Source organism: Streptomyces sp. NPDC055243 (assembly GCF_044544025.1).
In the GTDB taxonomy this organism is placed as follows: Bacteria; Actinomycetota; Actinomycetes; order Streptomycetales; family Streptomycetaceae; genus Streptomyces.
Genome location: NZ_JBITWR010000022.1, coordinates 116,180 through 142,365 on the forward strand (window position 1 = coordinate 116,180; position 26,186 = coordinate 142,365).

Here is a 26,186-nt window from a genome sequence, read left to right on the forward strand (position 1 = left end):
CGTTCCCCCGGGCGCGCCCCTGATGCCGCCCCTCAAGGAGTCCCCCCATGCCCCCGACCGCTGATGACGGCGAACAAGACAGCACGGCAGACGGCGTGAAAGACGGCGTGCGAGACAACCCCCTCGACGGCCTGCCCACCCTCAAGGGCGTGGCCCGCCCCTCCCTGTGGCTGCTCCTCGTCCCCGTCCTGCTCTACGGCTCCGCCCCGCTCGTGGCCAACCGCATCGAGCCGCGCATCCTCGGCATCCCCTTCCTCCTGGCCTGGGTCATCGCCGCCACGGTGATCAGCCCCCTGGTCATCTGGCTCGCCGCCCGGCTCGACCCCGCGTACCGCACGGGCGCCGTCGAGCCCATCCCGGCCGACGACCTCCCCGGCGACCTCGCAGACCCCGCCACCGAAGGAGGCCGCCGATGAACGGCAACGCAGCCGTCGCCACCACCGTGTTCGGGCTCGCCATGGTCGCCACCATCGGGATCGGCGTGTGGAGCGCCCGCGGCCGGTCCAAGGGCCTGGCCGAGTGGTCCGTCTCCAGCCGCGGACTCGGCGTCCTGTTCATCTGGCTGCTGATGGCCGGAGAGACGTACACGAGCTTCTCGTTCCTCGGCACCGCGGGATGGTCGTACTCCTTCGGCGCGCCCATCCTCTACCTGGTCGCCTATCTGACCGTCGGCTTCGCGGTCGCTTACGTCGTGGGCCCCGCGCTGTGGACGTACGCGTCCCGGCACGGCCTGATCTCCATCGCGGACATCGCCGAATTCCGGTTCCGCTCGCGGCCGGTGGGGATGCTCGTGGCCGTCGTCGCGACGGTCTTCATCGTCCCCTACATCCAGGTGCAGATTCAGGGCATGGGCGTCGTCGTGAACGCGATGACGTACGGCAGCGTCGACCTGAAGGTCGCCGCCGTCATCTCCTTCGTCGTGGCCGAGGTGTTCATCCTCGTGTCAGGGCTGCGCGGCTCGGCGTGGGTGAGCGCGCTCAAGGACATGCTGGTGATCGTCGCCGTCGTGTTCCTCGCCGTGTACATCCCGATGCACTACCTCGGCGGCTTCAGCGACTTCATGCAGCGCATGGTGACCGAGAAGCCCGAGTGGCTGACCTTCCCCGGGCACGAGTCCGGCGGGCGCAACGCCATGTGGTTCCTGAGCACGGTGGTGCTCAACGCCGTCACGATCACCATCTTCCCGACCACCGTCGCCGGTTACCTCAGCGCGAAGAGCCCGAACGCGCTGCGCCGCAACGCTCTGCTCCTGCCCTGGTACCAACTTCTCCTGTTCGTACCGATGGTGGTCGGCGCGACGGCCCTGTTCGTGATGCCGACCCTGGGTAACCCCGACCTGGCCCTGTTCGCCCTGGTCACCGACTCCCTGCCCGCACCCGTCGTCGCGCTCATCGGCGTCGCGGGCGCCCTCTCGGCGATCGTGCCGATGAGCGTCTTCATGCTCTCCATCGGCACGCTGTGGGGCCGCACGATCCTCGGTGGCGGCAACGGCGCCGATCCGCGGGCCCGCCGCCGTGCCCCGGGAAAGTCCGGCGACGCGAACGACATGCGCACCAAGCGCCTCTCTCAACTGGTGTGCGTCATCGCGGGGTTGATCGCCCTGGCGGGCAGCTTGTTCTACCCGAACACCCTCGTGGAGCTCTCCGTCCTGTCGTACGAGGGCCTGGCGCAGCTCGTGCCGGTCGTGCTCCTCGCCCTGTTCTGGCGGCGGCTGACCGCCAGGGCCGCCGTCGCCGGGATGCTCACCGGGCTCGTGGTGATGACCGCGCTGTGGGCCACCGAGAACGACCCGTACCACGGGGTGAACGGCGGCATCATCGCGCTCGCCGCCAACCTCGTCGTGCTGCTCGCCGTCGTCCGGTTCGCGCCGGGTCCAGGACCGGCTACGATCTCCGCCGCCAACCCCTCCGTGCCGGGTGAGAGTTCGGCGGAGGCCGCCGTGAAGGAGCCCCGATGACGGACAGCGACATCTTCGAGGTGCCGGGCCTCCAGGAGCCGGTGGAGATCCGGATCGACCAGTGGGGCGTCCCGCACCTGTACGCCGCGTCGCAGGACGACCTCTTCCTGGCCCAGGGCTTCAACGCCGCCCGCGACCGCCTCTTCCAGCTGGACCTGTGGCGGCGCCGCGGACTCGGTCTGCTCGCCGAGGTGCTGGGGGAGCGGTACGCCGAACACGACCGTGCGGCACGGCTGTTCCTCTACCGGGGCGACATGGCCGAGGAATGGCGGGCGTACGGGGACGACACGGAACGGGTGACGACGGCCTTCGTCCACGGCATCAACGCCTACGTGGCGCTGTGCCGCGCGGACACGGCACACCTGCCGCCCGAGTTCGCCCTGCTGGAGTACGAACCGGCGTACTGGCACCCCTCCGACGTGGCCCGCATCCGCAGCCACGGACTCCAGTACAACCTGCGGGACGAGGTCGCCCGCGCCCTCACCCTGCGCGACCACGGACCCGAGGCCGAGGAGCTGCGCCGCCGCCGCGAGCCCGCCCCGCACCGGCTGCGCGTCCCCGAAGGCCTCGACCTGTCCGTCATCCCGGCCGACGTCCTGCGCGTGTACGAGATGGCCACCACGCCCCCGTGGGCGGCGGGCGCGGCGCCCCGCCAGGGCCTGGACGGCTCCAACAACTGGGTCATCGCCCCGTCCCGCACCGCCACAGGACGCCCCCTCCTGGCCAACGACCCGCACCGCGGGATCGCCCTGCCCGCGCTGCGCTACCTCACGCATCTCTCGGCGCCGGGCATCGACGCCGTCGGAGCGGGCGAACCGGCCCTGCCCGGCATCTCCATCGGCCACAACGGCCACGTCGCCTTCGGCCTGACGATCTTCCCGATCGACCAGGAGGACCTGTACGTCTACCGCACGAACCCGGAGAACCCCCACGAGTACTGGTACCAGGACCGCTGGGAGCCGATGACGCGCGTCATCGAACCGATCCCGGTGCGCGACGGCGACGAGATCCCGGCCGACCTGTGGTTCACCCGCCACGGCCCGGTCATCCGCGAACTCCCCGAGCGCAACGCCGCGTTCGCGGTCCGCGCGGCCTGGCTCGGCCCGGGCATGGCCCCCTACCTGGGCAGCATGGACTACATGCGGGCGGCGAGCCCCGACGCGTTCGTGGCGGCGATGCGCCACTGGGGAGCCCCCGGCGAGAACCAGGTCTACGCCTCCCCCGACGGCACCATCGGCTGGCGCCCCGCGGGCCGCGTCCCCGTCCGCCCCAACTGGGACGGCACGCTCCCGGTGCCGGGCGACGGCCGCTACGAATGGGACGGCTTCCTGGACGTGGAGGAACTCCCCTCGGCGCGCGACCCGGCCCAGGGCTGGTTCGCCACGGCCAACCAGCTGAACCTGCCGCGCGCGTATCCGAACGCGGAGAAGACGGTGACGTACGACTGGTACGCACCGACCCGCCACGACCGCATCACGGAGGAGCTGAGCGCGCACGCGCACTGGACGGTCCAGGACTGCGTACAACTGCAGACGGACTACGTGAGCCTGCCGGGGCGCCGGGTGCGGCAACTGCTCGCGGGACTGGGCGACGGCCAGGGGGCGGTCGCCGCCGCCCTCGCCCTCCTCCGCGACTGGGACACCCGCCTCACCGTCGAATCCCCGGCCGCCGCCCTCTTCGAGGTCTGGTACCGGCGCCACCTGCGCCCCGCCCTCCTGGCACGGGCCCTGGACGGGATCGTGGGCGAGGAGCAGCGTGCGCGGGCCCTGGCGCGGGTCCTGCCCGCCGAGGACGCGGCGGCGGACGCCCGCGTCGATCTGGAGCTCCTGGACGCCGACCCCGATCCCGCGCTGCTGCTCGGCACGCTCGCCGCGGCCGTCGAGGAACTCACCGGCCTCCTGGGCGCCGACCCGGCCGCCTGGTCCTGGGGCGCCCTGCACCACGCCCACCCCCACCACCCCATCGCCGCGCTGCTCGACGGGCCCGCCCCGGAGTGGGCCTCCGTAGGGCCCGTTCCGCGCGGCGGCAGCGGGGACACCGTGGGAGCCGCCGCCTACGGGGCCGGGTTCCGGCAGACCGCGGGGGCCACCTTCCGTCTCGTCGTGGACGTCGGCTCCTGGGACGACTCCGTGGCGATGAACTCGCCGGGGCAGTCCGGCGTGCCGGGCAGCCCGCACTACGACGACCTGTTCGCGAGCTGGGCCGCCGACGGGGCCTTCCCGCTGCTCTACTCCCGCGAGGCGGTGGAGAAGCACACGCGGCGGACGATCACACTGCGGCCGTCCACCGCGGCGGCTCAGGCTGCTCAGGACAGTCGCGACGATCAGGCGGCCGAACCGAAGGGCAGGTAGTCCACCTCGTACCCGAAGTAGCGCGGACCGGCCAGCGCGAGGCCGCCCGGAGTGATCCAGCGTGGGTCGCAGCGGGCGGCGATGACGCTGACGCGCAGGCCGTAGCGCAGGCCCTCCGTGGTCACCGGGTCGCCGGTCGCGCTGTCCAGTACACAGATCAGATCAGGCGTGGTCGCCACGGTCAGCCCGTCGCGCGTGGCGAGCAAGTGCTCGTTCTGGAAGCCGAGTTCGAGCACCCGCCCGGTGTCGCCCCGCGTCCCCTCGACGCGGGCGTGACCGCGCGCGAAGCCGCCTTCCGTGTGACGGACCACGTCGACCACCTTGCCCGTCATGAGGGCGATGCCGGCCAGCGTCTCCCGCGCCGCCGCCACCGGATCGCCGTGCGCGGCGCGCGCCTCGCGCACCACGGCGCCGAGCCGCCGGGCGAGCGTCAGCGTCGCCGGGACCAGGCCGTCGGCGAGCTGATCGCCGCGCAGCACTGTGTCCGCGCAGCTGATCTGGCAGCCGAGCTCCACGCACACCGCACGCGCGATCCGCTCGGCCGCGTGATTGTCGACGGCCTCGACGATGACCGTGTTGCCCGTGGTGTCGGCCAGCGCCATCGGAGAGTTGGAGATCCCGGCCAGGCCCGGCAGCACCATCTGCGCCTCGGGGAACGCCCGCCCCATCGCGTCCCCGTCCACGAGGGGAAGGCCGGCCCGCGCGGCACACGCGATCGGCAGCATCGAGTTGACCCCGCCGACCTCCAGGGGCGTGAGGTGCGTGGCCCGGCGCCCGAGGTGTCTCTCCAGGGCGCGCAGCGCGGCCAGGTCCTCTCTGCCGTTGGGCACGCGCTCCAGCAGGACGGTGGGCGCGCCCATGCCGGAGATGGGGACGACGGTCGCGTCCGCCTCGACCTCGTCGATGCCGACGACCCGTACGGGACCGTGCGCGCGGATCGCCTCGCGGGCGAGCAGTTTGCCGATGTAGGGATCGCCCCCGCCGCCCGTGCCGAGGATGCCGGCGCCCCGGGCGATGTCGTCGAGGTTGTCGAGGGTGATCTCACGCATCGGGGATCGTCCCGGCGCCGGTCCGCGCGGCACCGGGTAAACGCCCCAGGTCGAGATCGCCCACCGCCTTGACGCGGATGCGTGTCGCCCCGCCGGGCAGATAGGCGAGCGGAACCTCCTCGATGTCGACGACACGTACGCTGCCGGGGCGCGCCCCGGCATCCAGCGCCCGCCCGACGGCATCCTCGCGGGCCCCGGCGAGCACCGCGTCCCTGCGGCCCTCGGGGACCCGGAAGACCCGGTCGACCTCGCCGCCCACCTGCGCGATCGCCGCGCCCACCGCGTTGGCCACGTCGAAGTGCTCCGGGCTGCGCACATCGGCGAAGCCGGGCAGTCGTTCGGGGACGAGGATGGAGCCGCCGCCGACGGCGACCACCGGCAGCGCAGCCGCCGAGGTCCGCATCCGGTCGACGGCCTCGGCGATCCGCTCGGCGATGCGGTCCAGGGCACGTTCGGTGAACTCCCGCTCCAGATGGGCGACCTGGGTGCTGTCGCCGATGTCCGCCCGGCCCGCGGCCACCGCGAGGTCCGTCGCCGTGAGCCGCGTGCCGCCGAAGACGAGCGCCTCCCGCGTGAGCAGATAGCCGACCGACCGCGGCCCCGTCTCGCCCTCGCTCGACACCCAGGACCCGCCGCCGATGCCGAACGAAAGGACGTCAGGGATACGGAAGTTGGTGCGGATTCCCGCGACTTCGCTCTCGCCCGCGGCTTCGCGCGGAAAGCCTTCGGCCAGGATGCCGACGTCGGCCGTCGTGCCGCCCACGTCGACGACCGCGCAGTCCCCGATCCCGGACAGGAAGGCCGCGCCCCGCATCGAGTTGGTCGGCCCGGACGCGAACGTCGCCACGGGACAGGTGCGCGCGAAGTCGACGTCCATCAGCGTGCCGTCGTTCTGCGACAGGAAGAACGGCGCCGTGATCGACATCTCGGCCAGTGCCTTACCGAACGACTCGACGATGACGGTGGCCAGATCGCGCAGCGACGCGTTGATGATCGTGGCGTTCTCGCGCGCGAGCAGCCCGACCCGGCCGAGATCGTGCGAGAGCGAGAAGTGCACGCCCTCGCCCAGCTCCGCCCGCAGGATCTCCACGGCGAGCCGCTCGTCGGCCTCCGCGACGGGCGAGAACACCGACGACACGGCGACGGAGGTGAGCCCGCGCGCGGCGATGTCGGCGGCCGTGCGTTTGAGCTCCTCGGGGTCGAGCGGCGACAACGGCCGCCCGTCGAACTCCCGCCCGCCGTGGCAGAGATAGCCGTGGCCGCCGACGGCGGTCCGCTGCCGCGTGGGCCAGTCCGCCATGGGCGGCAGGGCGGCGGTGGCGGGCAGACCGAGGCGTACGGCCGCCACGGGAGTGAGCCGGGCGCCCTCGACGAGTGCGTTGAGGAAGTGGGTGGTGCCGATCATCACGGCGGTGACGGATTCGACGGGCGGTGCGAGCGCCCGGATCGCGGAGGTGACACCGGAGGTGATGTCGGGAGTGGTCGGGGACTTGACGGCCGCGAGCACGCGGTCGTCGGGCCCGAGCAGGGCGGCGTCGGTGTTGGTCCCACCGACATCGATGCCGATACGCATAGTGGCGGAGTCCTTCGTGTGGCGACGGGTGATGCGTAGTACGGATGTGACGCTCACCGTGATCAACCGGACGGCGAGACGGAGCCTTGGAGGGGCGTCCATCGGCCGTCCGACGGCGGCATCGACCCTCAGACGCCGGCAACGGCCTTCCGGAGCCGTGCACGTCGGCTATTTACGTCGACGCGGCCAGGCCCCGGGGAAGTTGAGAGCGGCACCTACCCACCACTGGTAGCCGCCGCCGGGCCGCACGACCAGGGAGGAAACGGTCGCCCCGGCGTGCGCGCGTTCCTGAGGTGGTGCTCCAGCGCGGAAGCCGGCGCTCGCTGCTTGCGAGCACCGGCTTCCGGTCCGTACTGGCCCTCGTACTGGCTCTATGGATAGGGGCGGCCCTATGGATAAGGGCCCCTGCGGCCCAGGGGAACTGCTTGCCTAGGGGAGCAGCGGCTTCTCAGGGGCCATCGAGCGCCCCGCCACCTCAGCCGTCATCCGCGCGTGGATCTCCTCCGCCGAGAGGTAGGCGTCCGTCATCTCGAAGTCGGCGAGGGTGGCGGGGCGTTGGGTCTGGAACCCGGTCCGTACGTAGTCGTCGCCGGCGAGGGCGTTGAGCCCCCAGTTCGCGGCCGTGCGGAAGCGTGCGGTGACGGTGCGCAGCGCGCCCAAGTGATAGCCCCGCGCCACGATCTGGGCGGGCAGACCGGTCAACTGCACACCCATCGGCTTCGATACGGCCTGGATGCCGCCGAGGTCGACGACCAGGCCCATGTCCTTGTGCCGGTAGGGGGTCAGCGGAGCGCCCCGCAGGGCCGCGGTGACGTTCTTGGCGGCCGCCCATCCCTGGCGCATCGCGTGCTGCGCGGTCGGCGGGCAGATCGCGTCGCCGCCCTTGACGAGGTCGGGGACGGCCGCCGCGTCACCGAGCGCGAACACGCCGTCCAGGCCGGGCACCGTCAGCTCCGGGTCGACGACCAGGCGGCCCCGGTTGGTCTCGGCGCCGAGAGTGGCGATGAGCGGGCTCGGCGCGACACCGGCGGTCCAGATCAGCGTGTGGCAGGGCAGCGTGCGCCCGTCGGTCAGCGTGACGGTGTTCTCGGTGGCCTTGTCCACGGTGACCCCGAGCGACACGTGGATGCCACGCCGCTGCACGATGGCCAGGGCCTTCTCGCCGAGCCGGTCACCCAGTTCGGGCATCAACTTCGGCGCCACGTCGACCAGATGCCACTTGATCTGCGACGCGTCGAGCCCCGGGTAGCGCTTGACGGCGGCGCTCGTCAGGCGCTGCAGGTAGGCCGCCGTCTCCGTGCCCGCGTACCCGCCGCCGACGACCACGAACTGCAGCCGGGCCTCCCGCTCGGCGCGGTCCGAGCTCGCCGCGGCCAGGTCGAGCTGCGAGATCACGTGGTCACGGATCCAGGCGGCCTCGGCCAGCGTCTTCACGCCCACGGCGTGCCGGTCGACACCGGGGATGTCGAACTGCCGGGTCACGCTGCCCGGGGTAAGCACGAGGTAGTCGTAACGCTCCACGACCTCCTCGCCGTTGATCTTCCGTACGATCACGGCCTTCGCGTGCGGGTCCACACCGATGGCCCCGCCCGGCACGATCGCCGTACGGCGCAGCATGCGGCGCAGCGGCACCGCGACCGCCTGCGGGGTCAGCACGCCCGACGCGACGTGGGGGAGCAGGGGGAGATACAGCTGGTGGTCCTGCGGGCTGATCAGCCGCAGTTCGGCGTCCTGCGCCTTGAGCGTTCGCTCCAGCTTGTGCGCGCACTCCATACCGGCGAAGCCACCGCCGATGATCAGAATCCGGGGACGTTGCATAAGAGATCGCTCCAGGGTTGGGCGAGGGGTCCGGTCAATCCTCCGACGAGGGGTGGCCCGGCGCACCTCGGATGCGCCGGGCGAGGCACCCGAGTACCCCGATCCGCCGGACGACTACCGCCGAACCGTCGAATCAGCCGCCTGCCCCGGCGAGCCGCAGATAGTCCCACGGGTCGTGCGCGTTGAGCACGGTGAACTCGTCCGAACGGGTAGCCACCTCCCGCAGCCGCTCCTGATTGGCGACCCGCAGCTCGGCGTCCACCTGGGCGTCCAGCTGGATGATGTCCATCAGGGGGTGCGAGTGCGGCTCCTGGCGCGCGATCTCCCGGTGGTAGAAGTACGCGTCCCCGGCATGCACCAGCCACCGCCCGCGATCACCCCGTACGGCCACGGCGGCGTGCCCGGCGCTGTGCCCGCCGAGCGGCACGATCAGGAAGTCCTCGCCGAGCCCGGCCAGGGGGCGGGCCCCGGCGAATCCGGCCCACTCCTCGCCCGCGTTCTCCTCGTACGTCTCCCAGCGCGGGCCATGGGCCCAGTGCGCGGGCCGATAGCGACGGCTGGGCGCCTCGGTGAGCGCCGCGTCGAGTTCGGCGGCCATGAGGTGCACCCGCGCCTCGGGGAAATCGGGAAGACCGCCGCTGTGATCCACGTCCAGGTGCGTGAGTGCGATGTGCCGCACGTCGGAGGCGGCGTAGCCCAGCCGCTCGACCTGAGAGAGCGCGGTCTCGGCGAAGTCCAGCTCCGGGGCGGCAAGTTCGGCCCACTCCGGATCGAGGGATGCGAGGGGGCGCCGCACATCCCCTCGCCCGAGCCCGCTCTCGACGAGTACGAGCCCATCCGTGTCGGTCTCCACCAGCAGGCAATGACACACGGCGTTCAAGGGCGGCGGCCCGTCGTAGGTGGCCTCGATCTTCAGCATGGACCCGCAGTTGAGATGACGAACCTTCACGACTGCGCTCCTGTCTCCTGCTCGAGGCTCTGCTGCTCGAGGCTCTGCACGACGACCGCGGCGACGCGCCGGGAGACCGTCGAAAGGACAGAGGTGTCGCGCCGCACCTGAGCGAGAAGGAGGGCCCCCTGCAAGGAGGACATCACGAGCTCGGCGAGCTCGTCGGCTTCGTCATCGGCGGCTCCCCATCCCCGCAAGGCCTCGGCGAACCCCAGCACCCACGACGCGTAGGTGACGTGGCACACCTCAGAAATGGGCCCCTCGCCCCCGGCCTGCTCCAGCGCGACGGTGGCAACGGGACACCCGTCCCGGAAGTCGGAGCCCCGCAGCCCTTCGGCAAGCAACTCACCCACCCCGACAACGGCCTCCCGGGCCCCGCCCGCGGCCCCCACGACGGAGGCCATGCGCACCCCCATCTCACCCCCGGCGAGCGCCACGGCCTCGGCGGCCAACTGCTCCTTGCCCTGCGGAAAGTGAAAGTACAACGACCCCTTGGGAGCGCCACTCTCCGCAAGCACCTGATTGAGCCCCGTCGCGCCATAGCCCTGCCGCTGGAACAGCTCGGCGGCGGTGCGCAGGATGCGGGCGCGGGTGTCACTGCGTGTCTTGGTCACACACGGACAATAGACCGACCGGTCTAGAGATAACAAGAGGTCAGGGTGGTAGGCGCAGGTAGGCGCAGGTAGGCGCAGGTAGGCGCAGGTAGGCGCAGGTAGGCGCAGGTAGGCGCAGGAGGGGCGAACGCCTGCCGTCCTCAGATCCCGGGCCGGTACCGGATCGGATGGTCCTCCGGTACCTCGACGACGACGATCTTGACGCCGTCCGGGTCCGTGATCCACATCTCGACCAGGCCCCAGGGCTCCTTCAGTGGCTCACGGACCACCTCCACGCCCCGCGCCACGCACTCCGCGTGCGCCGCCCGTGCGTCCGCCACCTGTAGCCACAGTTGGAGGCCCGGTGCCGGTGAGGTGTCCGAGCGGCCGGAGACCTCGAGGAAGCCGCCGCCCAGGAAGTAGACCGTGCCGCGTTCGGGGCCCGTGCCGAACTCGCGGTAGACGGAGAGGCCCAGCGCCTCGCCGTAGAACGCGCGGGAGCGCTCGGGGTCGGTGGGGCGGAGAAGGATCCTGCTGCTCAGTACATGCACCATGCAGCCGCACCTTAGTGGGGGGATACGCTCGACGCTGCCTCGCCCACGCCGCGCCCGACAGCGGTGGGCCAGAGAGATCGGAGAACCCGCCCCATGGACACCGCCCCGCGCCCCAGCACGAGCGACCTCACCTTCCGGGATGCCACCGACGCGGACGTCGACGTACTCGTCGCGCTCATCGAGTCGGCGTACCGCGGTGACTCCAGCCGCGCCGGCTGGACCACGGAGGCGGACATCCTGGAGGGGCAGCGGACCGACCCGCAGGGCGTCGTCGACGTCATCAAGTCGCCCGCCGGCAAGCTGCTCACCGTGGAGCGCGACGGGGAGGTCGTGGCCTGCTGCCAGCTGGAACACCGCGGCGAGCACGCCTACTTCGGGATGTTCGCGGTGAGCCCCGCGCTCCAGGGCGCGGGCCTCGGCAAGGTGATCATGGCGGAGGCCGAGCGGACCGTCCAGGAGGCGTGGGGCGCGAAGGAGGTGCACATGACCGTGATCTCCGTACGCGACGACCTCATCGCCTGGTACGAGCGGCGCGGCTACCGCCGTACGGGAAAGATGACTCCCTTCCCGTACGGCGACGAGCGGTTCGGCATCCCGCAGCGGGACGACCTGGAGTTCGAGCTGCTGGTCAAGGAACTGCCGGACAAGCCCCTCGGCTGAGCGGGGGCTTCCTCACGCCGTGATCCTCACGCCGTGAAGCGGCCCGTCCGTTTGATCTCCGGATAGTCCGTGGTCGCCCCGTCCAACTGAAGCGCGCGCACCAGCCGCAGGTCGTCCTGCGTGTTCACGACCCAGCCGATGATCCGCAGGTCGGCCTTCCTGGCACGCTCGACGACCTCGAGCGTCAGGCGCCTGATGTTCAGTACGAGGGTGGTGGCGCCGACCGCCGTGGCGCGCTCCACGACGTCGGTGCCGTAGCGGCTCGCGACGAGCGCGGTCCGGACGCCCGGGACGAGGCGCGCGATCTCGGCGATCGCCTCGTCGTGGAAGGAGATCACCTCGACGCGGCCGACCAGATCGCGGCGGTGCATCACCTCGGCGAGGGCGCGGGCGGCGGCCACGTCCTTGATCTCGGCCTGGAGCGGCGCCTTCACGGCGTCCAGGACCTCTTCGAAGACGGGGATGCGCTCGCCGCGCCCCGCGTCGAGCTCCCGCAGCTCGGCCAGGGTCTTCTCGGCGATCGGACCCTTGCCGTCGGTCGTACGGGCCACGTCGGCGTCGTGCATGACGACGAGGGCGCCGTCCTTGCTCAGATGCAGATCGAGCTCGATGAGATCGAGGCCCGCGGCTTGCGCGGCGATGAAGGACCGGAGGGTGTTCTCGGGTTCGACACCCATGACCCCGCGATGACCGATGGTGAGGAAGTTCAAGGTTCACTCGCTTCCGTCGACGGCGGCTCGGTGGCCGCGGGGCGATGGGGGTCCCCCCCCGCTCGGGCGAAGCCGAGAGTGGGGGAGGAGGTTCCCGCGGCAAGGTCGCAGCCTAACGGCCCGCCTCCGTGACGGAACCGCCCGTACGGGGGTGCCCCGACGCATCGGAGTCGTCCGTTCTGCTTCCCACGATCCCGAGGAGCAGCCCGGTGATGACGGCGGCGACAAGGACGGCACGGGTAGTCACAGGTGCACTGCTCCATACGGCGGGGTCGGCTGACCCCGCCCGTCCTACCGGTCGCGGGCCCCGCGCGGCAGGCAACGTCACCCCTGGGTGGGCGAGTCCCCCGGGGGTTGACCGGGGGGAGTGGGACCCGTCGTTCCCGCACGGGCGGAGGGCGCAGGCCCGGCCGGCTCCGCGAGATCGGCCAGCATCGCCTCCGCCAGTTCGATCTCCGCCTCCAGCCGCCGCCCGCTCCAGCGGAGCGCGATCTGCGGATGCGTCCACGCCTCCTGCCCGTCCGCGCGGGCGAGCGCGTCCCGCACCTCCTTCAGCTCGCCGCGCGTGTGCGCGATGTGCTCGGCCACCAGGGCCCGCAGATGCTCCGGCGCCGCGAGGTGCCCGAGCCAGACCCGCAGGAGCAGCGGGTGCTTGAGGACGGGCGGGCCCGCGTCCTCGGCGCCCCCGGCCCACCCGACGAGCGCCGCACGGCCCTCGGCGGTGATGGCGTACGACCGCTTCGCGCGCGGCTCCTCGGGGCCCGAGCGCCGCGACGTGGCGTACCCGAGCGCTTCGAGGCGGCGCAGCTCGGCGTAGATCTGGCTGATGGCGGGCGACCAGTAGAAGTGGCGGAGCGAGGCGTCCGCCCACTTCTTCAGCTCGTAACCGGTCCGCTCCCCGGGGAAGGAGAGCAGACCGAGCACGGCCCACGCGGTCGGCGGCAGCTCGGGGGCGGGTTCCCGCTCCGGCGATGCCGGGCGCTGCGGTGAGGTGGAGCGAGGGGCTGCCATATGACTGATTGAAGTGAACGTCACAGTGGCCGCGCAAGATGTGCGCGATGCGAACGGCGTGCGGGGGTATACGGGATTCATGAGTGATCTCCCTAGGCCGCACCTGCGCAGACTGTTCGGCGCCACCGACCGGCTCGCGTTCCACCGCGTGGCCGCCCGCTCCTGGCCGGCGGCTCAGCCGGTGCTTCCCCGGCTGAGCCGGAGCGCCGACCACGGGCTGCTGTGGTTCGGCATCGCCGCGGGGATGTGGGCGTTCGGCGGTGCGCGCGGCAGGCGCGCGGCGGTGCGCGGCGTCGCCTCCCTGGCCCTCGCCTCGGGCACGGTCAACACCCTGGGCAAGAGCGCGGTGCGCCGCTCCCGGCCGGTCCTCGACACGGTGCCGGTGATACGGCACCTCGCCCACCAGCCGATCACCAGCTCCTTCCCTTCCGGGCACGCGGCGTCGGCGGCGGCCTTCGCTTCGGGCGTGGCCCTCGAGTCGCGGGGGCTCGGCGCGGCCGTGGCCCCGGTCGCGGTCTCGGTGGCCTTCTCCCGCGTCTACACCGGCGTGCACTACCCCAGCGACGTCCTGGTCGGCGCGGCCCTCGGCGTGGGCGCCGCCTACGCGGTGCGCGGCATGGTGCCCTCCAGGGCCCAGATGCCGCCGCCCGCGCGCCCCCGTACGGACGCGCCCGCGCTCCCGGACGGCGAGGGCCTCGTCGTGGTGGTGAACCCCTCCTCCGGCGCCCAGCCGCAACTCATGGACCCCGTCCGGCAGTTGAAGACGGCCCTGCCCCGTGCGGAGGTCGTGCTGTACGAGGAGGAGGCGGGGCCGCTGCCCAAGGTCCTGGAGGAAGCGGCCAGGGACGCCGCCCGCCGGGGCGGGGTCTTCGGGGTGTGCGGGGGAGACGGCACGGTGAACGCCGCCGTGACCCCGGCCCTGCGCCACGACGTGCCGCTGCTGGTGCTGCCCGGCGGCACGTTCAACCACTTCGCCGCGGACCTGGGCGTCGACACGGTCGCGGACGCCTGCGCCGCTCTCGTCGAGGGCAGTGCCGTACGGGCCGACGTCGGCCGGATCAAGCCGCTGGCCGGGGCCGGTCCCGACGGCCGGACGTCCTCCGAGCCGGTGTACTTCCTGAACACGTTCAGCCTGGGCGCCTACCCCGAGCTCGTACGCATCAGGGAGGAATGGTCCCCGAAGGTCGGCGGTCCGCCCGCCGCGCTGCTCGGCGTCGCCCAGATCCTGCACACCGGGCGGCCGCTGCGCGCGGTGGTGAACGGCAAGACCCGCTCGATGTGGCTGCTCTTCGCGGGCAACGGCGCCTACCGCAGCGCCGGTATCGCCCCGGTGCGCCGACACGACCTGGCCGACGGGGTGCTCGACGTCCGCATCGCGCACGGCGGGCGCTTCGCGCGCACCCGCCTGCTGGTCGCGGCGCTGGCCGGCCAGCTCGCCAAGACCCGGCTGTACGCGTCCGCCAAGTCCCAGCGCCTGGTCATCTCAGGGCTGCCCGAGGACACACAGATGGCGTACGACGGCGAACTGGCCCCCGCGCCCTCCGCGCTGCTCCTCGACAAACTCCCCGAGGCGCTCACCGTGTACCGGCCGGCCTCCGACTGACCGCGGCGCGGGCGCCGAAAGCGTTACGCCAAGCGGCGCATTCGGCGTGCGCGCCGGGCCCGGCGCCAGTGTCCTTGCGGTCATGGGCTACGACATAGACAGCCCGCGTGAAGCGGGCACCACACGACGTGACGTACTGAGCGTCGCCGCGGTCCTCATGGCCGGCGGCGCCTTCACGGTGGCGGGACCGGCGCCGCACGCCGCCGCCGCGGAGTCCGACGGCGGCTGCGGCGCCGGCTACGACCAGGAGTTCGAGGAAGCCCTCGCCGAGGCCGACGAGGCGATCCCCGAGACCCGCGCGCTCGCCCCCCAAGGACCTCCCGGCAAATTCGCCCTGCCGCTGCGCCGGCGCTTCCGCGTCACCGCCCGCTACGGGGTGCGCGGCAACTGGGTCGCCGGGCACCACACCGGCATCGACCTCGCCGTCCCCAAGGGAACCCCGGTGCACGCCGTCGGCGCGGGCACCGTCGTCCTGGCCCGCTGGTCGGGCGCGTACGGCAAGGCGGTGACGGTGCGGCTGCGGGACGGGCACTACGCGGTGTACGGGCACCTCTCCCGCATCTCGGTGCGTCAGGGGTCCCGCATCGGCACCGGCGACCGGATCGGCAGCAGCGGGGCCACCGGCCGGGCCACCGGACCCCACCTCCACCTGGAGATCCGGGCCCGGCGGGGCTATGGATCGGACGTCAACCCGGTCAGGTATCTCGCGAGACGCGGGGCCCGGCTGCTGTGAGGCGAGAGGCGCCGCCTCCGCAACAGGCGGCGCCTGCCCGGGGGGCGGCTCAGGCCCGAGCGGTGGGGCGCGGACGGCATGGCCGAGGCGCTGCGGGCCGTGGTCGCCTCGCGGCCGGCGTCATCCGCTCCGGACGCCTCGTGGACCGCACGCTGGACGGGCTCGCCTCCAGGGCCCGGTGACGCGGTACTTACCGTCGAGTAAGGTCTGCTTCCCGTCCCCACCCGAGGAGGCAGCATGCCGCTGGCACCCCGTTCCCCCCTGCTCCTGGCCGGTCTGCTGGCCGGGGCGGGGGTCGCTCATCTCTCCGCCCCGAAGCCGTTCGACGCCACCGTGCCGCGCGTCCTGCCCGGATCGCCGCGCACCTGGACGTACGCGAGCGGCGTGGTCGAACTGGCCCTGGCGGCCGGAGTGGCGCTGCCCCGCACCCGGCGCACGGCGGCGCTGGCCACGGCGGCCTTCTTCGTGGGCGTCTTCCCCGCCAACGTACAAATGGCCCTGGACTGGCGCGGCCGACCCGCACCGCTCAGGGCCGCGGCGATCGGGCGCCTTCCGCTCCAGGTTCCGCTGGTGCTGTGGGCCAGGAACGTGGCGGGGAACGCCCGGTCCTAGCCCACGCTGCCGCGGCCCGCCACCGCGTCGGAGGTCGTCGTGGTGTGGGCCAGGCGCGCGGTGCGCGTCGGGACGTCGACCGTGTACGTGTCCACGGTCATGGCCCGCTCGGAGACCTTCAGGACCATGAAGCCCACGTCGGAGAAGTTCTGCCAGGTGGCGGGGTGGTCGAAGTGCGCCCTGCCGTCACCGGACTTGGCCGCCGCCCCGCAGACGATCTGGCGGGTGCCGGCCGTGCGGGTCGTGGGCTCCAGGATCTGGAGGGTGTGGTCGTGCCCGGACAGGATCAGGTCGGCCCGGCCGCACACCACCTGCTCGTACAGCTCCTTGAGGTGGACCCCGCTCGTGTAGTGCCCGATCACGAAGCCGTCGTACGAACCGGCGCTGCCGTGCTTCCCGTTGTTCAGGTAGGGGTGATGGCCGAGGACCACCTTCCAGCGGGCCCGGGACGCGGACAGCGCGGCGTCCAGCCACTGGCGCTGGGCGCGCATGTAGGGACCGTCCCACTTGTAGTGGGACGAGGTCTGGGCGACGGTCGAGGCGACCGGGTTGGTGTCGAGGGCGAAGAACTCCACCACCGGGTCGCCGCGGCCCGGGCTCTCGGCGGGCGGCAGCGTGACGTTGTAGTAGCGGCTGGGCATGTACCAGCGCGGTGAGGAGGCCGCGTAGGAGACCTCGCGGTCGCCGCGCGAGGGGTCACCGCCGCTGCCCGGGATCAGGCCCGAGCAGTCGTGGTTGCCCAGGACCATGAGCCAGGGGACGTCGATGCCGGTGTTGGGCGTCTCGAACTTCTCCTGGAACTCCGAGTCGTGGTCGGACTCGGGCCCGTTCTCGTAGATGTTGTCGCCCAGGCCGACGGCCAGCGAGATCCCCTCGGCACGGCACACCCGCCGGGCGGCCTCGGTGACGGCCAGCTGCTCCTCGCCGCCGGTGCCGGAGTCGCCGGTCACCAGGACGGCGAACTCCCCGTTGTGGTCGGGCCCGTCGGGGAACGGGAACTTCGTGACGCCCTGCGCCGCCGCGGCCTGCCGCGCGCCGAACGGCAGCGCGGCCAGCGCGGCTCCGGCGGCGGCAGCGCCCAGCAGCGTGCGCCGGTGCAGCGTGAGGGCCTGCGGGCCCCACCGCTCGGAGAGGTCCCGGGCCAGCGGCGGATCGGCGCGCAGCCACTGCTTCTCGGTCAAGTCCGCCAGCGGCGGCATCAGTTCGTCATCGCACATCAGAGCGTTCTCCCATATCGGCGCGGACAGCGGAAGACGATCAGGCGAATTGCCGGTGGCGGGCATCCGTACCCGTCGCGGACGGCCCCGTATCGTCACCGGCGTGGAGCTCAGACACCTGTCCGGATTTGTCGCCGTCGCCGAAGAACTGCACTTCGGCCGCGCCGCCGACCGCCTGCACATCGCCCAGTCGCCCCTGAGCCAGCAGATCAAGCTCCTGGAGCGGGACCTCGGGGTCAAGCTGTTCGACCGCACCACCCGCACCGTCCGCCTCACCCCCGCGGGACAGGCGCTCCTGGAGCCCGCCCGGCGGCTGCTCGCCGACGCCTCGGCGGTACGGCGCACGGTGCGGGCGGCGCATCTGGGCGAGGTCGGCCGGGTCAGCGTCGGCTTCGCCGGGGCCAGCAGCTACTCGGCGCTGCCGCTGCTCACCCGCGCGGTCAACTCCCAACTGCCGGGCATCGAGCTGGTGCTGGAGGGGCAGACCTACACGGGCGAGGCGTTGCGGCGGGTCGCCGACGGGACGCTGGACATCGGCTTCGTGGCGCTTCCCGTGCGGCGCGGCATCACCGCCCGCGTGGTGCGCATGGAACGGCTCGTGCTCGCCCTGCCCGACAGCCACCCCCTGGCCGCGCGCCCCGAGGTGCCGGTGAGCGAACTGGCCGACGAGCCCCTCGTGACGTTCCCGCTGTCACGTGAGTCCGCGGTGCGCGAGGCCATGGTGCAGGCCTGCCACGAGGCCGGGTTCGCGCCCCGGATCGTGCAGGAGGCCCCGGACTCGTACAACATGCTGGCCCTGGTGGGGGCGGGCGTGGGCCTCGCGGTGGTGGTGGAGTCGGCCCGCGACATCCATCTGGAGCACGTCGTGTTCCGGCCGCTGGCCGGGGACGACGTGCCGGTGCTTCCCATCGCGCTCGGCTGGCGCACCGGCAACCGGTCGGCGGCGCTGCACGCGGTGCTGCGGGTGGCCGAGGAGGTCCTGCCGGTGCCCGCCGACGCCCCGGATTCCGCTGGATGACGTCTCAGTGCGGGCCGTCATTGGTCTTGGACACCTCCTAATGGCGCAGGGCAGAGTGATCCAGGTCTCGCGACGGAGCGAGGACCGGTAGCCGGCCGCTCGGCTCCCTTCCCCGCCCCGCCACCTCGTCGCCCTCCGTCGCGGGATCTGCCGCCACGAGAGGACGCTCGTCATGCAGCAAGACGCCCCGGCCCCCGGGGAATCGAACGGTGCCCCGGCCCCGGGGGCACCTCAGGCCCCCGATCCCGCCCTCGCCCGCGAGGCGCGCCGCGCGGGCGTCACCGCGTTCGTCGGCACCACCATCGAATGGTTCGACTTCTACATCTACGGGTCCGCGTCGGCCCTGGTGCTCGGCAAGATCTTCTTCGCCGAGGCCTCACCGGCCGTTGGCACCCTCGCGGCCTTCGCCACCTTCTGGGTCGGTTTCCTCGCCCGCCCCCTGGGCGGACTGATATTCGGGCACTTCGGCGACAAGTACGGCCGCAAGAAAGCCCTGGTCACCACCCTGACCATGATGGGCGGCGCCACGTTCTGCGTGGGACTGCTCCCCGGATACGCGCAGATCGGCGCCGCGGCGCCGATCCTCCTCGTCCTGCTGCGCATGATCCAGGGCGTGGCGATGGGCGGCGAGTGGGGCGGCGCCGTCCTCATCGCCACCGAGTACGCCCCGCCGGGCCGCAAGCTGCTCTACGGCTCCTTCGCCCAGCAGGGCTCCCCGGTCGGCAACCTCCTGGCGACCCTCGCCTTCCTCGGCATGGCCCAACTGCCCGACGCGGCCTTCGAGTCGTGGGGCTGGCGCGTGCCGTTCCTGTTCTCCGCGGTCCTGGTCGCCGTCGGTCTGTTCATCCGGCTCAAGCTCGCCGAGACCCCCGAGATGCAGGCCGCCCTGGCCCGCAACAAGACCATCAAGCTGCCCATCAAGGAAGTGCTCACTCGCTCCCCGATGCTGGTCCTCCTCGGCGTGCTCGCCGGCACGGCAGGAGTCGCGATCACCTACGTCAAGACGACGTTCGCCCTCTCCTGGGCCACCGCCGACCTGGACTTCGACCGCACGACCTTCCTCACGGTCATCTCGCTCGCCCTGGTCGTGCAGGTGATCGTGCAGCCCTTCGGCGCTGTACTGGCCACCAAGTGGCCCGTGCGCAAGGCCGTGTTGTGGATGCTCGTTCCGGAATTCGTCCTGCTGCCGCTGATGTTCGTCCTCGTCGGCACGGGCGACTTCTGGCTCGCCGTCCTCGGCATGGGGCTCGCGACCTTCCCGCACGCCATGTACTACGCCGCGCTCGCCGGAATCCTCGCCCGCGTCTTCCCCGTCGAGGTCCGCTACACCGGCATGTCCCTGTCGTACCAGCTGTGCACGACCCTGTTCGCCGGGACCGCGCCGATCGTCTCGCAGTACCTGCTCACCACCTTCGACTCGATCTGGCCGGTCGTCGCCCTGGGCCTGGCCTACACCGTGCTCACCCTCGTCGGCGTGCTGCCCCTGCTGGCCCGCACCGGCGACCCGGCCGACGACACCGCCGAAGCCGCCAACCCCCGTACCGCACAGCCCGCCTGACCTGGAGCCACCTGTGTCCTCGCCGTCTCCCGTGAACTTCGCCGACCGCGATCCCGCCCTGCGCCCCCTGCTCGACCGCCTCCTGCCCGCCGACGACCGCGCCCGCGTCGAGCCCCTGCTCGCGGAGCTCGGCGAGCTGGCCGCGGGCGACCTCGACCGGCAGGCCGCCCTCGCCGACGCCCACCCGCCGCGGCTGATCCCGTACGCCCCCGACGGCACCCGCGTCGACGCGATCGAGTACCACCCGGCCCACGACCGCGCCGCCGCCATCGCCTACGAACGCTTCGGCCTCGCCGCGATGTCCCACCGGCCCGGCGTCCACGGCTGGCCCACCAAGATCCCGCACACCGTCAAGTACGCCCTGTCCTACCTCTACGTCCAGTCCGAGTTCGGCATGGCCTGCCCGCTGTCGATGACCGACTCGGCCGCCCGCATCCTGCGCCTGTTCGACCCCGAGCGGTACGCCACCGAGATCGCCGCGCTCTCCTCCACGGACCCCGGACTCCGGGCCACCGGAGCGATGTTCATGACGGAACAGCAGGGCGGCACGGACGTCGGCCTGACGCGGACCCTGGCCACCGACCGGGGCACGCACTGGACGCTCACCGGCAAGAAGTGGTTCGCGTCCAACCCCGCCGCCGACGTGATCCTCACCCTGGCCCGCGTCCCCGGGCAGGGCGAAGGGACGCGGGGGCTTGGCATGTTCCTCGTCCCGAGGCTGCGGCCCGACGGCACCCGTAACGCCGTCCGCATCGACCGCCTCAAGGACAAGCTCGGCTCGAAGTCCATCGCGAGCGGCGAGGTGACCCTGGAGGAGGCGTACGCGACCCCGGTCGGCCGACTCACCCACGGATTTCGGCAGATGGCCGAGATGCTCAACGTCTCGCGCCTGTCCAACGCCATGCGCGCCACCGCCCTGATGCGCCGCGCCGTCCGCGAGTCGCTCGACCACACCCGCGCCCGCCACGTCTTCGGCAAGCCCCTCTTCGACCAGCCCCTGATGCGCGCCACGCTCCTGCCGATGATCCTCGACACGGAAGCCGCGCTCGGCCTGGTCCTGGAGGCCGCGGCCCGCCTCACGGCCGCCGACGACGGGGACGAACAGGCCCAGGCGCTGGTCCGCGTCCTCACCCCGCTCGCCAAGCACACCCTGTGCAAGCGCGCCCGCACGGTCACCGGTGAAGCCATGGAGATCCGGGGCGGCAACGGGTACATCGAGGACTGGGTCAACCCCCGGCTCGTGCGCGACGCCCACCTCGGATCCATCTGGGAGGGATCATCGAACGTCATCGCGCTGGACGTGCTGCGCTGTATGCGCCGCATCGGCTCCCACCGCACCCTCGCCGACACCTACGGCGGCCGCGGCCCGGCGAAGGACCGCTGGGAACTCCTCCGCGCGCAGGGCGATGCCCTGCTCGAACTCCCGGCGCAGGAGCAGGAGACGAGGATGGGCCGGTACACCGACCGGCTCACGCACGCCGTCATGGCGACGCTCCTGCACGACCAGGCGGAACACGAGGCGAGGACCACCGGCAACGGCCGCGCGCTCCTGGTGTCCAGCGCCTACGCGGCTCTCCTCGACGACCCGGACCGCCTGCCCCGTACCGCCCTGGACCACCTGGCCGAACTGGCCGAGGGTGGACAGATCCCGCTCGCCACGGCCGAGGAGTCCGCCGCACATGTCCGCTGAGCCCCGCCCCGCGTCCCCGCTGGACCCCGCATCTCCGCGTGGCCCCGCATCCCCGCACGGCCCCGCATCCCCCTTGGCCGGAATGAAGGTCGTCGACCTCTCCAAGATCCTCGCCGGTCCCTACGTCACCATGTCCCTCGCCGACCTGGGCGCCGACGTCATCAAGGTCGAGCACCCCCAGGGCGGCGACCCGACCCGCGCCTGGGGCCCGCCCTTCAACGGCCCCGACGCCACCTACTACCTGGCGGCCAACCGCAACAAGCGCTCGGTGACCCTGGACCTCAAGTCCCCCGAGGGGCAGGAGGCCGTCCACCGGATGCTCGCCGAGGCGGACGTGATGGTGGAGAACTTCCGCCCCGGCAGTTTCCTGGCCGAGGTCTTCGACTACCGCACCCTCAGCGAGCGCTACCCGCGCCTGGTCCTGCTCCACATCTCGGCGTTCGGCGACACCGGACCGCTGCGCGACGAGCCCGGGTACGACATGGTCGCCCAGGCGAGCGCGGGCCTGATGTCCCTCACGGGCGAGCCCGACGGCCCGCCCGTCAAGGCCGGTTACGCGATGGGCGACCTGGGTGCCGCCCTGTTCGGCCTCATCGGCGTCACCTCGGCGCTCGTCGAGCGGGAGCGCACGGGACGCGGCCAGTACGTCACGACCTCCCTGTACGAGTCCCAGCTCGCCCTGCACATCAACTGGGCCACCGGCTACTTCGCCACCGGGGAGCGGCCCACCCGGCTCGGCTCCGGCCACCCGAGCCTCGTGCCGTACCAGGCCTACGCGGCCTCCGACGGGCACTTCGTGATCGCCGTCGGCAGCGACGGCCTCTTCCGCCGCCTGAGCGAGACGCTCGGCCACCCGGAGTGGGCCGACGACCCGCGCTTCGTCACCAACCGTGCCCGCGTCACCCACCGCACGGCCCTCAACGCCAAGCTGGAGGCGGTCCTCGTCGACGAGACCGTGGCCCACTGGTGCGCGCTGCTCAAGCCGCGCGGTGTGCCCGTCGCCCCCATCCGCACCCTCGACGAGGTCTACGACTGCTCGCAGACCGAGGCGCTCGGCATGGTCCAGAAGGTCGACCACCCCGACGTGGGCCCGCTCCAGCAGGTCGCCTTCCCCGTCAGCTTCGGCGGCGAGCGCCCCGCGGTGCGCACCGCGCCGCCCACCCTCGGCCTGCACAGCAGGGACGTACTCGCCGAACTCGGATACGAGGAGGCGGACATCGACCATCTGCTCGGCCACCCGCGCCACCACCCGCAGAACCAGCAGAATTCGCAGAACCCGCAAGGAGCCTGACCATGCCGTTCCCCGCTCTCGACGCCGTCGACCCGTTGAACCTGGAGGCCCTGCTCACCGACGAGGAGCGCGCCGTGCGCGACACGGTCCGCCAGTACCTCGACGCCAAGGTGGAGCCGCACATCGCCGACTGGTTCGAGTCCGGCGAGCTGCCCGACCTGCCCGAACTCGCCCGCGCATTCGGGAAGATGGGCCTGCTGGGCATGCACCTGGAGGGCTACGGCTGCGCCGGGATGTCGGCGCGCGCGTACGGCATCGCCTGCCGCGAACTGGAGGCGACCGACTCCGGCCTGCGCTCCTTCGTCTCCGTACAGGGCTCGTTGGCCATGTTCGCCCTGCACCGCTTCGGCTCCGAGGAGCAGAAGCGGGAGTGGCTGCCGCGGATGGCGGAGGGCTCGGCCATCGGCTGCTTCGGCCTGACCGAACCCGACCACGGCTCCGACCCGGCCGCCATGACCACCCGCGCCCGCCGCGACGGCGACGACTGGGTTCTCGACGGCCGCAAGATGTGGATCACGAACGGTTCGGTGGCGGCCGTCGCCGTCGTCTGGGCGCGGACCGAGGACGGCGTACGCGGCTTCGTCGTGCCCACCGACACCCCCGGATTCTCGGCTCCCGTCATCAAGCACAAGATGTCACTGCGCGCGTCCGTCACCAGTGAACTCGTCCTGGACGCGGTCCGGTTGCCGGCCTCCGCGCGGCTCCCCGAGGCGCGCGGTGTCGGCGCCCCGCTCACCTGCCTGAACGAGGCGCGCTACGGCATCGTCTGGGGTGTCACGGGCGCGGCCCGCTCGGCCTGGCGGTCGGCGCGCGACTACGCCCTGGAGCGCGAACAGTTCGGCAGGCCGATCGCGGGCTTCCAGCTGACGCAGCAGAAGCTGGTGGACATGGCCCTGGAGCTGCACAAAGCGACACTGACCGCCCTGCACCTGTCCGCCCTGAAGGACTCGCCCGCCGGAGTCCACCCTGCGCAGATCAGCTTCGGCAAGCTGAACAACGTACGCGAGGCCATCGAGATCTGCCGCACCGCGCGCACGATCCTCGGCGCGAACGGCATCTCGCTGGAGTATCCGGTGATCCGGCACGCCAACAACCTGGAGTCCGTGCTGACGTACGAGGGCACGAGCGAGATGCACACGCTGGCCCTCGGCCAGGCGCTCACCGGTCACGCGGCCTTCCGCTGACCGGTGGCGGCCGCTGCCTCAGGTGCCGAGTCCGTGCAGCGCGGCGCTCACCAGCGTCTGGACGCCGGGCAGCAGGACCGAGGGGTCCGGGGCGAACAGGGGGCTGTGGTTGCCCGGCACCCCGGTGATCTTCTCGCGGAGTCCCTGACCCGGGGCGGCCTGCCAGGTGGCCTCGGGCGTGGAGGGCACGAACCAGAAGTCGTAGGGCACTCCGGTGGGCGCGAGGAGGGAGAAGTCCTCGCTGCCCATCGCGGGCCCGAAGTCGAGCACGCTGTTCGTGCCGAACAGTTCGCGATGGACGGCCGCGACCTCCGCGTCCAGAGCGGCGTCGTTGACCGTGGCGGGGAAGCCGGCTCCGGTGGTCACCTCGGGCGGCGTCGGACACCCTGCGGCGTGGCACTCCCCTTCGACGATGCGGCGAATGGCGGACAGGACCCGCTCGCGCACCTGCACGTCCTGCGTACGCAGGCTCAGCCCGAGCCGGGCCTCCGAGGGAATGATGTTGGGCCGCTGGCCGGCGTTGAACTGCCCCGTGGTGAGGACGACCGTGTCCGTCGCGGACACCTCGCGGGAGACGACGGTCTGCAGCCGCGTGACGATGTAGGCGGCCGTCACCACCGGATCGACGGTGGATTCGGGCCGTGAGCCGTGGCCACCGACGCCGTGCACCACGATGTGCACGTCGTCCGCGGCCGACATGATCAGCCCAGGGGTGTGGGAGACGAAGCCGGCGGGGCCGGGGGCGACATGCTGGCCGAAGACGGCGTCGGGGCGGGGGAAGCGTTCGTGCACCCCGTCGTCGACCATCGCCTTGGCGCCGCCGCCCGCTTCCTCGGCGGGCTGGCCGATGATCACGAGGGTGCCCGTCCAGGTCTCGCGGGCGGCCGCGAGTGCTGCGGCGGCGAAGGCCAGCCAGGTGATGTGCATGTCGTGGCCGCAGGCGTGCATGACACCGTCGACGGTCGAGGCGTACGACAGCCCCGAGGTCTCCGTGACGGGCAGCGCGTCCATGTCGCCGCGCAGCCACACCACGGGCCCGTCGCCGTTCTCCAGGACACCCACGACGCCGGTGCCGCCCACGCCGGTGGTCACCGCGTACCCGGCGCCGCGCAGCCGTTCGGCGATGACCCCGGCGGTGCGGTGCTCCTGGAAGGAGAGCTCGGGGTGGCGATGCAGGTCCTGGTAGAGAGCCTCGAGGTCGCGCGTCTTCACCCCCGAGGTCACGTCCAGGGCCAGGTTCGCTGTGGTGGCTGCCGGGGGCATGCGGCTCCTTGCGTCGGAGGAGATCGAGGCAATCGAGGTACGGGTCACCCTCCCCGCCACCCTCGCACAGGCCGTCCGGCCCAGCAGGAGCGCTCTCGATGGGTGCCGCAGGTGACAAAGTGCGAAAATCGTGCCAGATCCCCCAGGAGGAGTGTGGTCAGCGTGTCCCGGAACCGCCGCCTGATCCTGGCCTCACCGGCCGAGGTCTGGAGCCTGCTGTCCGACGGCCACCGGTACGGGGAGTGGGTGACGGGAACGCAGGAGGTCCTGGCCGCGGACCCGCACTGGCCGGCGGTGGGCGCCCGCCTGCGGGTGCGGGTCGGCGTCGGCCCGCTGGTCCTGGACGACACCGTCGTCGTCCGCATCAGCGAACCGGAGAGCCGCCTGCAGCTGGAGGCGAAGGCGGGTCCTTTCGGCGCGGCCCGCATCGCCATGAACCTGATCCCCTGGGGCGAGCACACCCTTCTCATCCTTGACTGGCACCCGCTGCGAGGCCCGGGAACCCGCATGCACGGCCTGCCCGTGGACTATGTGGTCGCGGTCCGCAACGGCATGATGCTGACAAAACTGGCTCGAATCGCGGTGGCCGAACACGGCCGAAACGCCTGAGAAGAGGGCGGCGGCCTCATGGGCCAAAGTGCACGTTTTGCAGTACTGGAAAAGCGAAGGGTGTGCCGTTAGTGGCGTCTTACGCGGGGGGGGGGTGCCCCTATGACATTGGTCAAGGGGTAGTCGGGGTTGGTGGTTGATAGAAGGTGCCGTCGCGGAGCATGGCGAAGAGGACGTCTGCTC

Annotated in this window: 24 protein-coding genes; 13 read left to right on the top strand and 11 right to left on the bottom strand. The window is 72.2% G+C overall.

Annotated features, from left to right (window positions below; translation table 11 throughout):
• The first annotated feature begins 47 nt into the window (after positions 1–47).
• Genes ACIGXX_RS39770 through ACIGXX_RS39780 form a run of 3 tightly spaced genes read left to right on the top strand, consistent with a single transcriptional unit; the run spans position 48 to position 4,308 of the window.
• A complete protein-coding gene (locus ACIGXX_RS39770; protein ID WP_399983414.1) occupies positions 48–416 on the top strand; it encodes a DUF3311 domain-containing protein in 369 nt (122 codons plus the stop codon).
• The gene (locus tag ACIGXX_RS39775; protein WP_351171582.1) at positions 413–1,957 is read left to right on the top strand and encodes a sodium:solute symporter family protein; all 1,545 of its coding nucleotides are present in this window, start codon (positions 413–415) and stop codon (positions 1,955–1,957) included. Before ACIGXX_RS39770 ends, ACIGXX_RS39775 begins: the two co-directional genes overlap by 4 nt.
• Positions 1,954–4,308, top strand: a complete 2,355-nt coding sequence (locus tag ACIGXX_RS39780; RefSeq protein WP_399983418.1) for a penicillin acylase family protein — start codon at positions 1,954–1,956, stop codon at positions 4,306–4,308. Before ACIGXX_RS39775 ends, ACIGXX_RS39780 begins: the two co-directional genes overlap by 4 nt.
• Here the strand turns inward: ACIGXX_RS39780 and ACIGXX_RS39785 are convergent.
• The 6 genes from ACIGXX_RS39785 to ACIGXX_RS39810 form a co-directional block, all read right to left on the bottom strand.
• Positions 4,281–5,357: a DUF917 domain-containing protein gene (locus tag ACIGXX_RS39785; protein ID WP_399983421.1), complete on the bottom strand. Its 1,077-nt coding sequence runs from the start codon at positions 5,355–5,357 to the stop codon at positions 4,281–4,283. The two genes, ACIGXX_RS39780 and ACIGXX_RS39785, sit on opposite strands and share 28 nt — an antisense overlap.
• On the bottom strand, positions 5,350–6,930 hold the full coding sequence (locus tag ACIGXX_RS39790; protein WP_399983423.1) for a hydantoinase/oxoprolinase N-terminal domain-containing protein: 1,581 nt from the start codon (positions 6,928–6,930) through the stop codon (positions 5,350–5,352). The genes ACIGXX_RS39785 and ACIGXX_RS39790 overlap by 8 nt, the downstream gene beginning before the upstream one ends.
• A gap of 429 nt (positions 6,931–7,359) precedes the next feature.
• Positions 7,360–8,748: an NAD(P)/FAD-dependent oxidoreductase gene (locus ACIGXX_RS39795; RefSeq protein WP_399983426.1), complete on the bottom strand. Its 1,389-nt coding sequence runs from the start codon at positions 8,746–8,748 to the stop codon at positions 7,360–7,362.
• Between the two features lie 133 nt (positions 8,749–8,881).
• Positions 8,882–9,697: an MBL fold metallo-hydrolase gene (locus ACIGXX_RS39800; protein ID WP_351171567.1), complete on the bottom strand. Its 816-nt coding sequence runs from the start codon at positions 9,695–9,697 to the stop codon at positions 8,882–8,884.
• On the bottom strand, positions 9,694–10,311 hold the full coding sequence (locus ACIGXX_RS39805; RefSeq protein ID WP_399983430.1) for a TetR family transcriptional regulator: 618 nt from the start codon (positions 10,309–10,311) through the stop codon (positions 9,694–9,696). The genes ACIGXX_RS39800 and ACIGXX_RS39805 overlap by 4 nt, the downstream gene beginning before the upstream one ends.
• Before the next feature lie 140 nt (positions 10,312–10,451).
• Positions 10,452–10,844, bottom strand: coding sequence for a VOC family protein (locus ACIGXX_RS39810; RefSeq protein WP_383825264.1), 393 nt, complete (start codon positions 10,842–10,844; stop codon positions 10,452–10,454).
• Positions 10,845–10,937: 93 nt separating this feature from the next.
• Here ACIGXX_RS39810 and ACIGXX_RS39815 point away from each other — a divergent pair, with 93 nt between their 5' ends.
• A complete protein-coding gene (locus ACIGXX_RS39815; protein WP_399983435.1) occupies positions 10,938–11,504 on the top strand; it encodes a GNAT family N-acetyltransferase in 567 nt (188 codons plus the stop codon).
• Between the two features lie 26 nt (positions 11,505–11,530).
• Here ACIGXX_RS39815 and ACIGXX_RS39820 read toward each other — a convergent pair whose 3' ends face one another.
• From ACIGXX_RS39820 to ACIGXX_RS39830, 3 genes are all read right to left on the bottom strand, one after another.
• Complete coding sequence (locus tag ACIGXX_RS39820) at positions 11,531–12,214, bottom strand: glycerophosphodiester phosphodiesterase family protein (protein ID WP_351171556.1); 684 nt, start codon at positions 12,212–12,214, stop codon at positions 11,531–11,533.
• A 112-nt stretch (positions 12,215–12,326) separates the two neighbouring features.
• Complete coding sequence (locus tag ACIGXX_RS39825; RefSeq protein WP_351171553.1) at positions 12,327–12,461, bottom strand: hypothetical protein; 135 nt, start codon at positions 12,459–12,461, stop codon at positions 12,327–12,329.
• Positions 12,462–12,538: 77 nt separating this feature from the next.
• On the bottom strand, positions 12,539–13,225 hold the full coding sequence (locus tag ACIGXX_RS39830; RefSeq protein ID WP_351171550.1) for a PadR family transcriptional regulator: 687 nt from the start codon (positions 13,223–13,225) through the stop codon (positions 12,539–12,541).
• A gap of 79 nt (positions 13,226–13,304) precedes the next feature.
• On the opposite strand from ACIGXX_RS39830, the gene ACIGXX_RS39835 reads away from it, so the two are divergent.
• The 3 genes from ACIGXX_RS39835 (at position 13,305) to ACIGXX_RS39845 (ending at position 16,173) form a co-directional block, all read left to right on the top strand.
• Positions 13,305–14,828 (top strand): phosphatase PAP2 family protein, encoded by a 1,524-nt coding sequence (locus ACIGXX_RS39835; RefSeq protein WP_351171548.1) that lies wholly within the window; start codon positions 13,305–13,307, stop codon positions 14,826–14,828.
• 82 nt (positions 14,829–14,910) lie between these two features.
• The gene (locus tag ACIGXX_RS39840; RefSeq protein WP_351171545.1) at positions 14,911–15,561 is read left to right on the top strand and encodes a M23 family metallopeptidase; all 651 of its coding nucleotides are present in this window, start codon (positions 14,911–14,913) and stop codon (positions 15,559–15,561) included.
• Positions 15,562–15,798: 237 nt separating this feature from the next.
• Entirely contained in the window at positions 15,799–16,173 is a 375-nt protein-coding gene (locus ACIGXX_RS39845) for a DoxX family protein (protein ID WP_399983442.1), read from the top strand.
• Here the strand turns inward: ACIGXX_RS39845 and ACIGXX_RS39850 are convergent.
• On the bottom strand, positions 16,170–17,390 hold the full coding sequence (locus tag ACIGXX_RS39850; protein ID WP_399983445.1) for a metallophosphoesterase: 1,221 nt from the start codon (positions 17,388–17,390) through the stop codon (positions 16,170–16,172). The two genes, ACIGXX_RS39845 and ACIGXX_RS39850, sit on opposite strands and share 4 nt — an antisense overlap.
• A 103-nt stretch (positions 17,391–17,493) precedes the next feature.
• Between ACIGXX_RS39850 and ACIGXX_RS39855 the strand changes: the two genes are divergently transcribed.
• The 5 genes from ACIGXX_RS39855 (at position 17,494) to ACIGXX_RS39875 (ending at position 24,131) form a co-directional block, all read left to right on the top strand.
• Positions 17,494–18,408: a LysR family transcriptional regulator gene (locus tag ACIGXX_RS39855; RefSeq protein ID WP_351171536.1), complete on the top strand. Its 915-nt coding sequence runs from the start codon at positions 17,494–17,496 to the stop codon at positions 18,406–18,408.
• Between the two features lie 172 nt (positions 18,409–18,580).
• The gene (locus ACIGXX_RS39860; protein WP_399983449.1) at positions 18,581–19,966 is read left to right on the top strand and encodes an MFS transporter; all 1,386 of its coding nucleotides are present in this window, start codon (positions 18,581–18,583) and stop codon (positions 19,964–19,966) included.
• A 13-nt stretch (positions 19,967–19,979) separates the two neighbouring features.
• A complete protein-coding gene (locus tag ACIGXX_RS39865) occupies positions 19,980–21,656 on the top strand; it encodes an acyl-CoA dehydrogenase family protein (RefSeq protein ID WP_399983452.1) in 1,677 nt (558 codons plus the stop codon).
• Entirely contained in the window at positions 21,646–22,947 is a 1,302-nt protein-coding gene (locus ACIGXX_RS39870; RefSeq protein ID WP_399983455.1) for a CaiB/BaiF CoA transferase family protein, read from the top strand. Before ACIGXX_RS39865 ends, ACIGXX_RS39870 begins: the two co-directional genes overlap by 11 nt.
• A gap of 2 nt (positions 22,948–22,949) precedes the next feature.
• On the top strand, positions 22,950–24,131 hold the full coding sequence (locus ACIGXX_RS39875; protein ID WP_351171524.1) for an acyl-CoA dehydrogenase family protein: 1,182 nt from the start codon (positions 22,950–22,952) through the stop codon (positions 24,129–24,131).
• 18 nt (positions 24,132–24,149) lie between these two features.
• Here the strand turns inward: ACIGXX_RS39875 and ACIGXX_RS39880 are convergent, their stop codons facing one another.
• Positions 24,150–25,394, bottom strand: a complete 1,245-nt coding sequence (locus ACIGXX_RS39880; RefSeq protein ID WP_351171521.1) for an amidohydrolase — start codon at positions 25,392–25,394, stop codon at positions 24,150–24,152.
• Positions 25,395–25,556: 162 nt separating this feature from the next.
• Here ACIGXX_RS39880 and ACIGXX_RS39885 point away from each other — a divergent pair, with 162 nt between their 5' ends.
• Positions 25,557–26,003: an SRPBCC family protein gene (locus tag ACIGXX_RS39885; RefSeq protein ID WP_361471595.1), complete on the top strand. Its 447-nt coding sequence runs from the start codon at positions 25,557–25,559 to the stop codon at positions 26,001–26,003.
• The last annotated feature ends 183 nt before the right edge of the window (positions 26,004–26,186 follow it).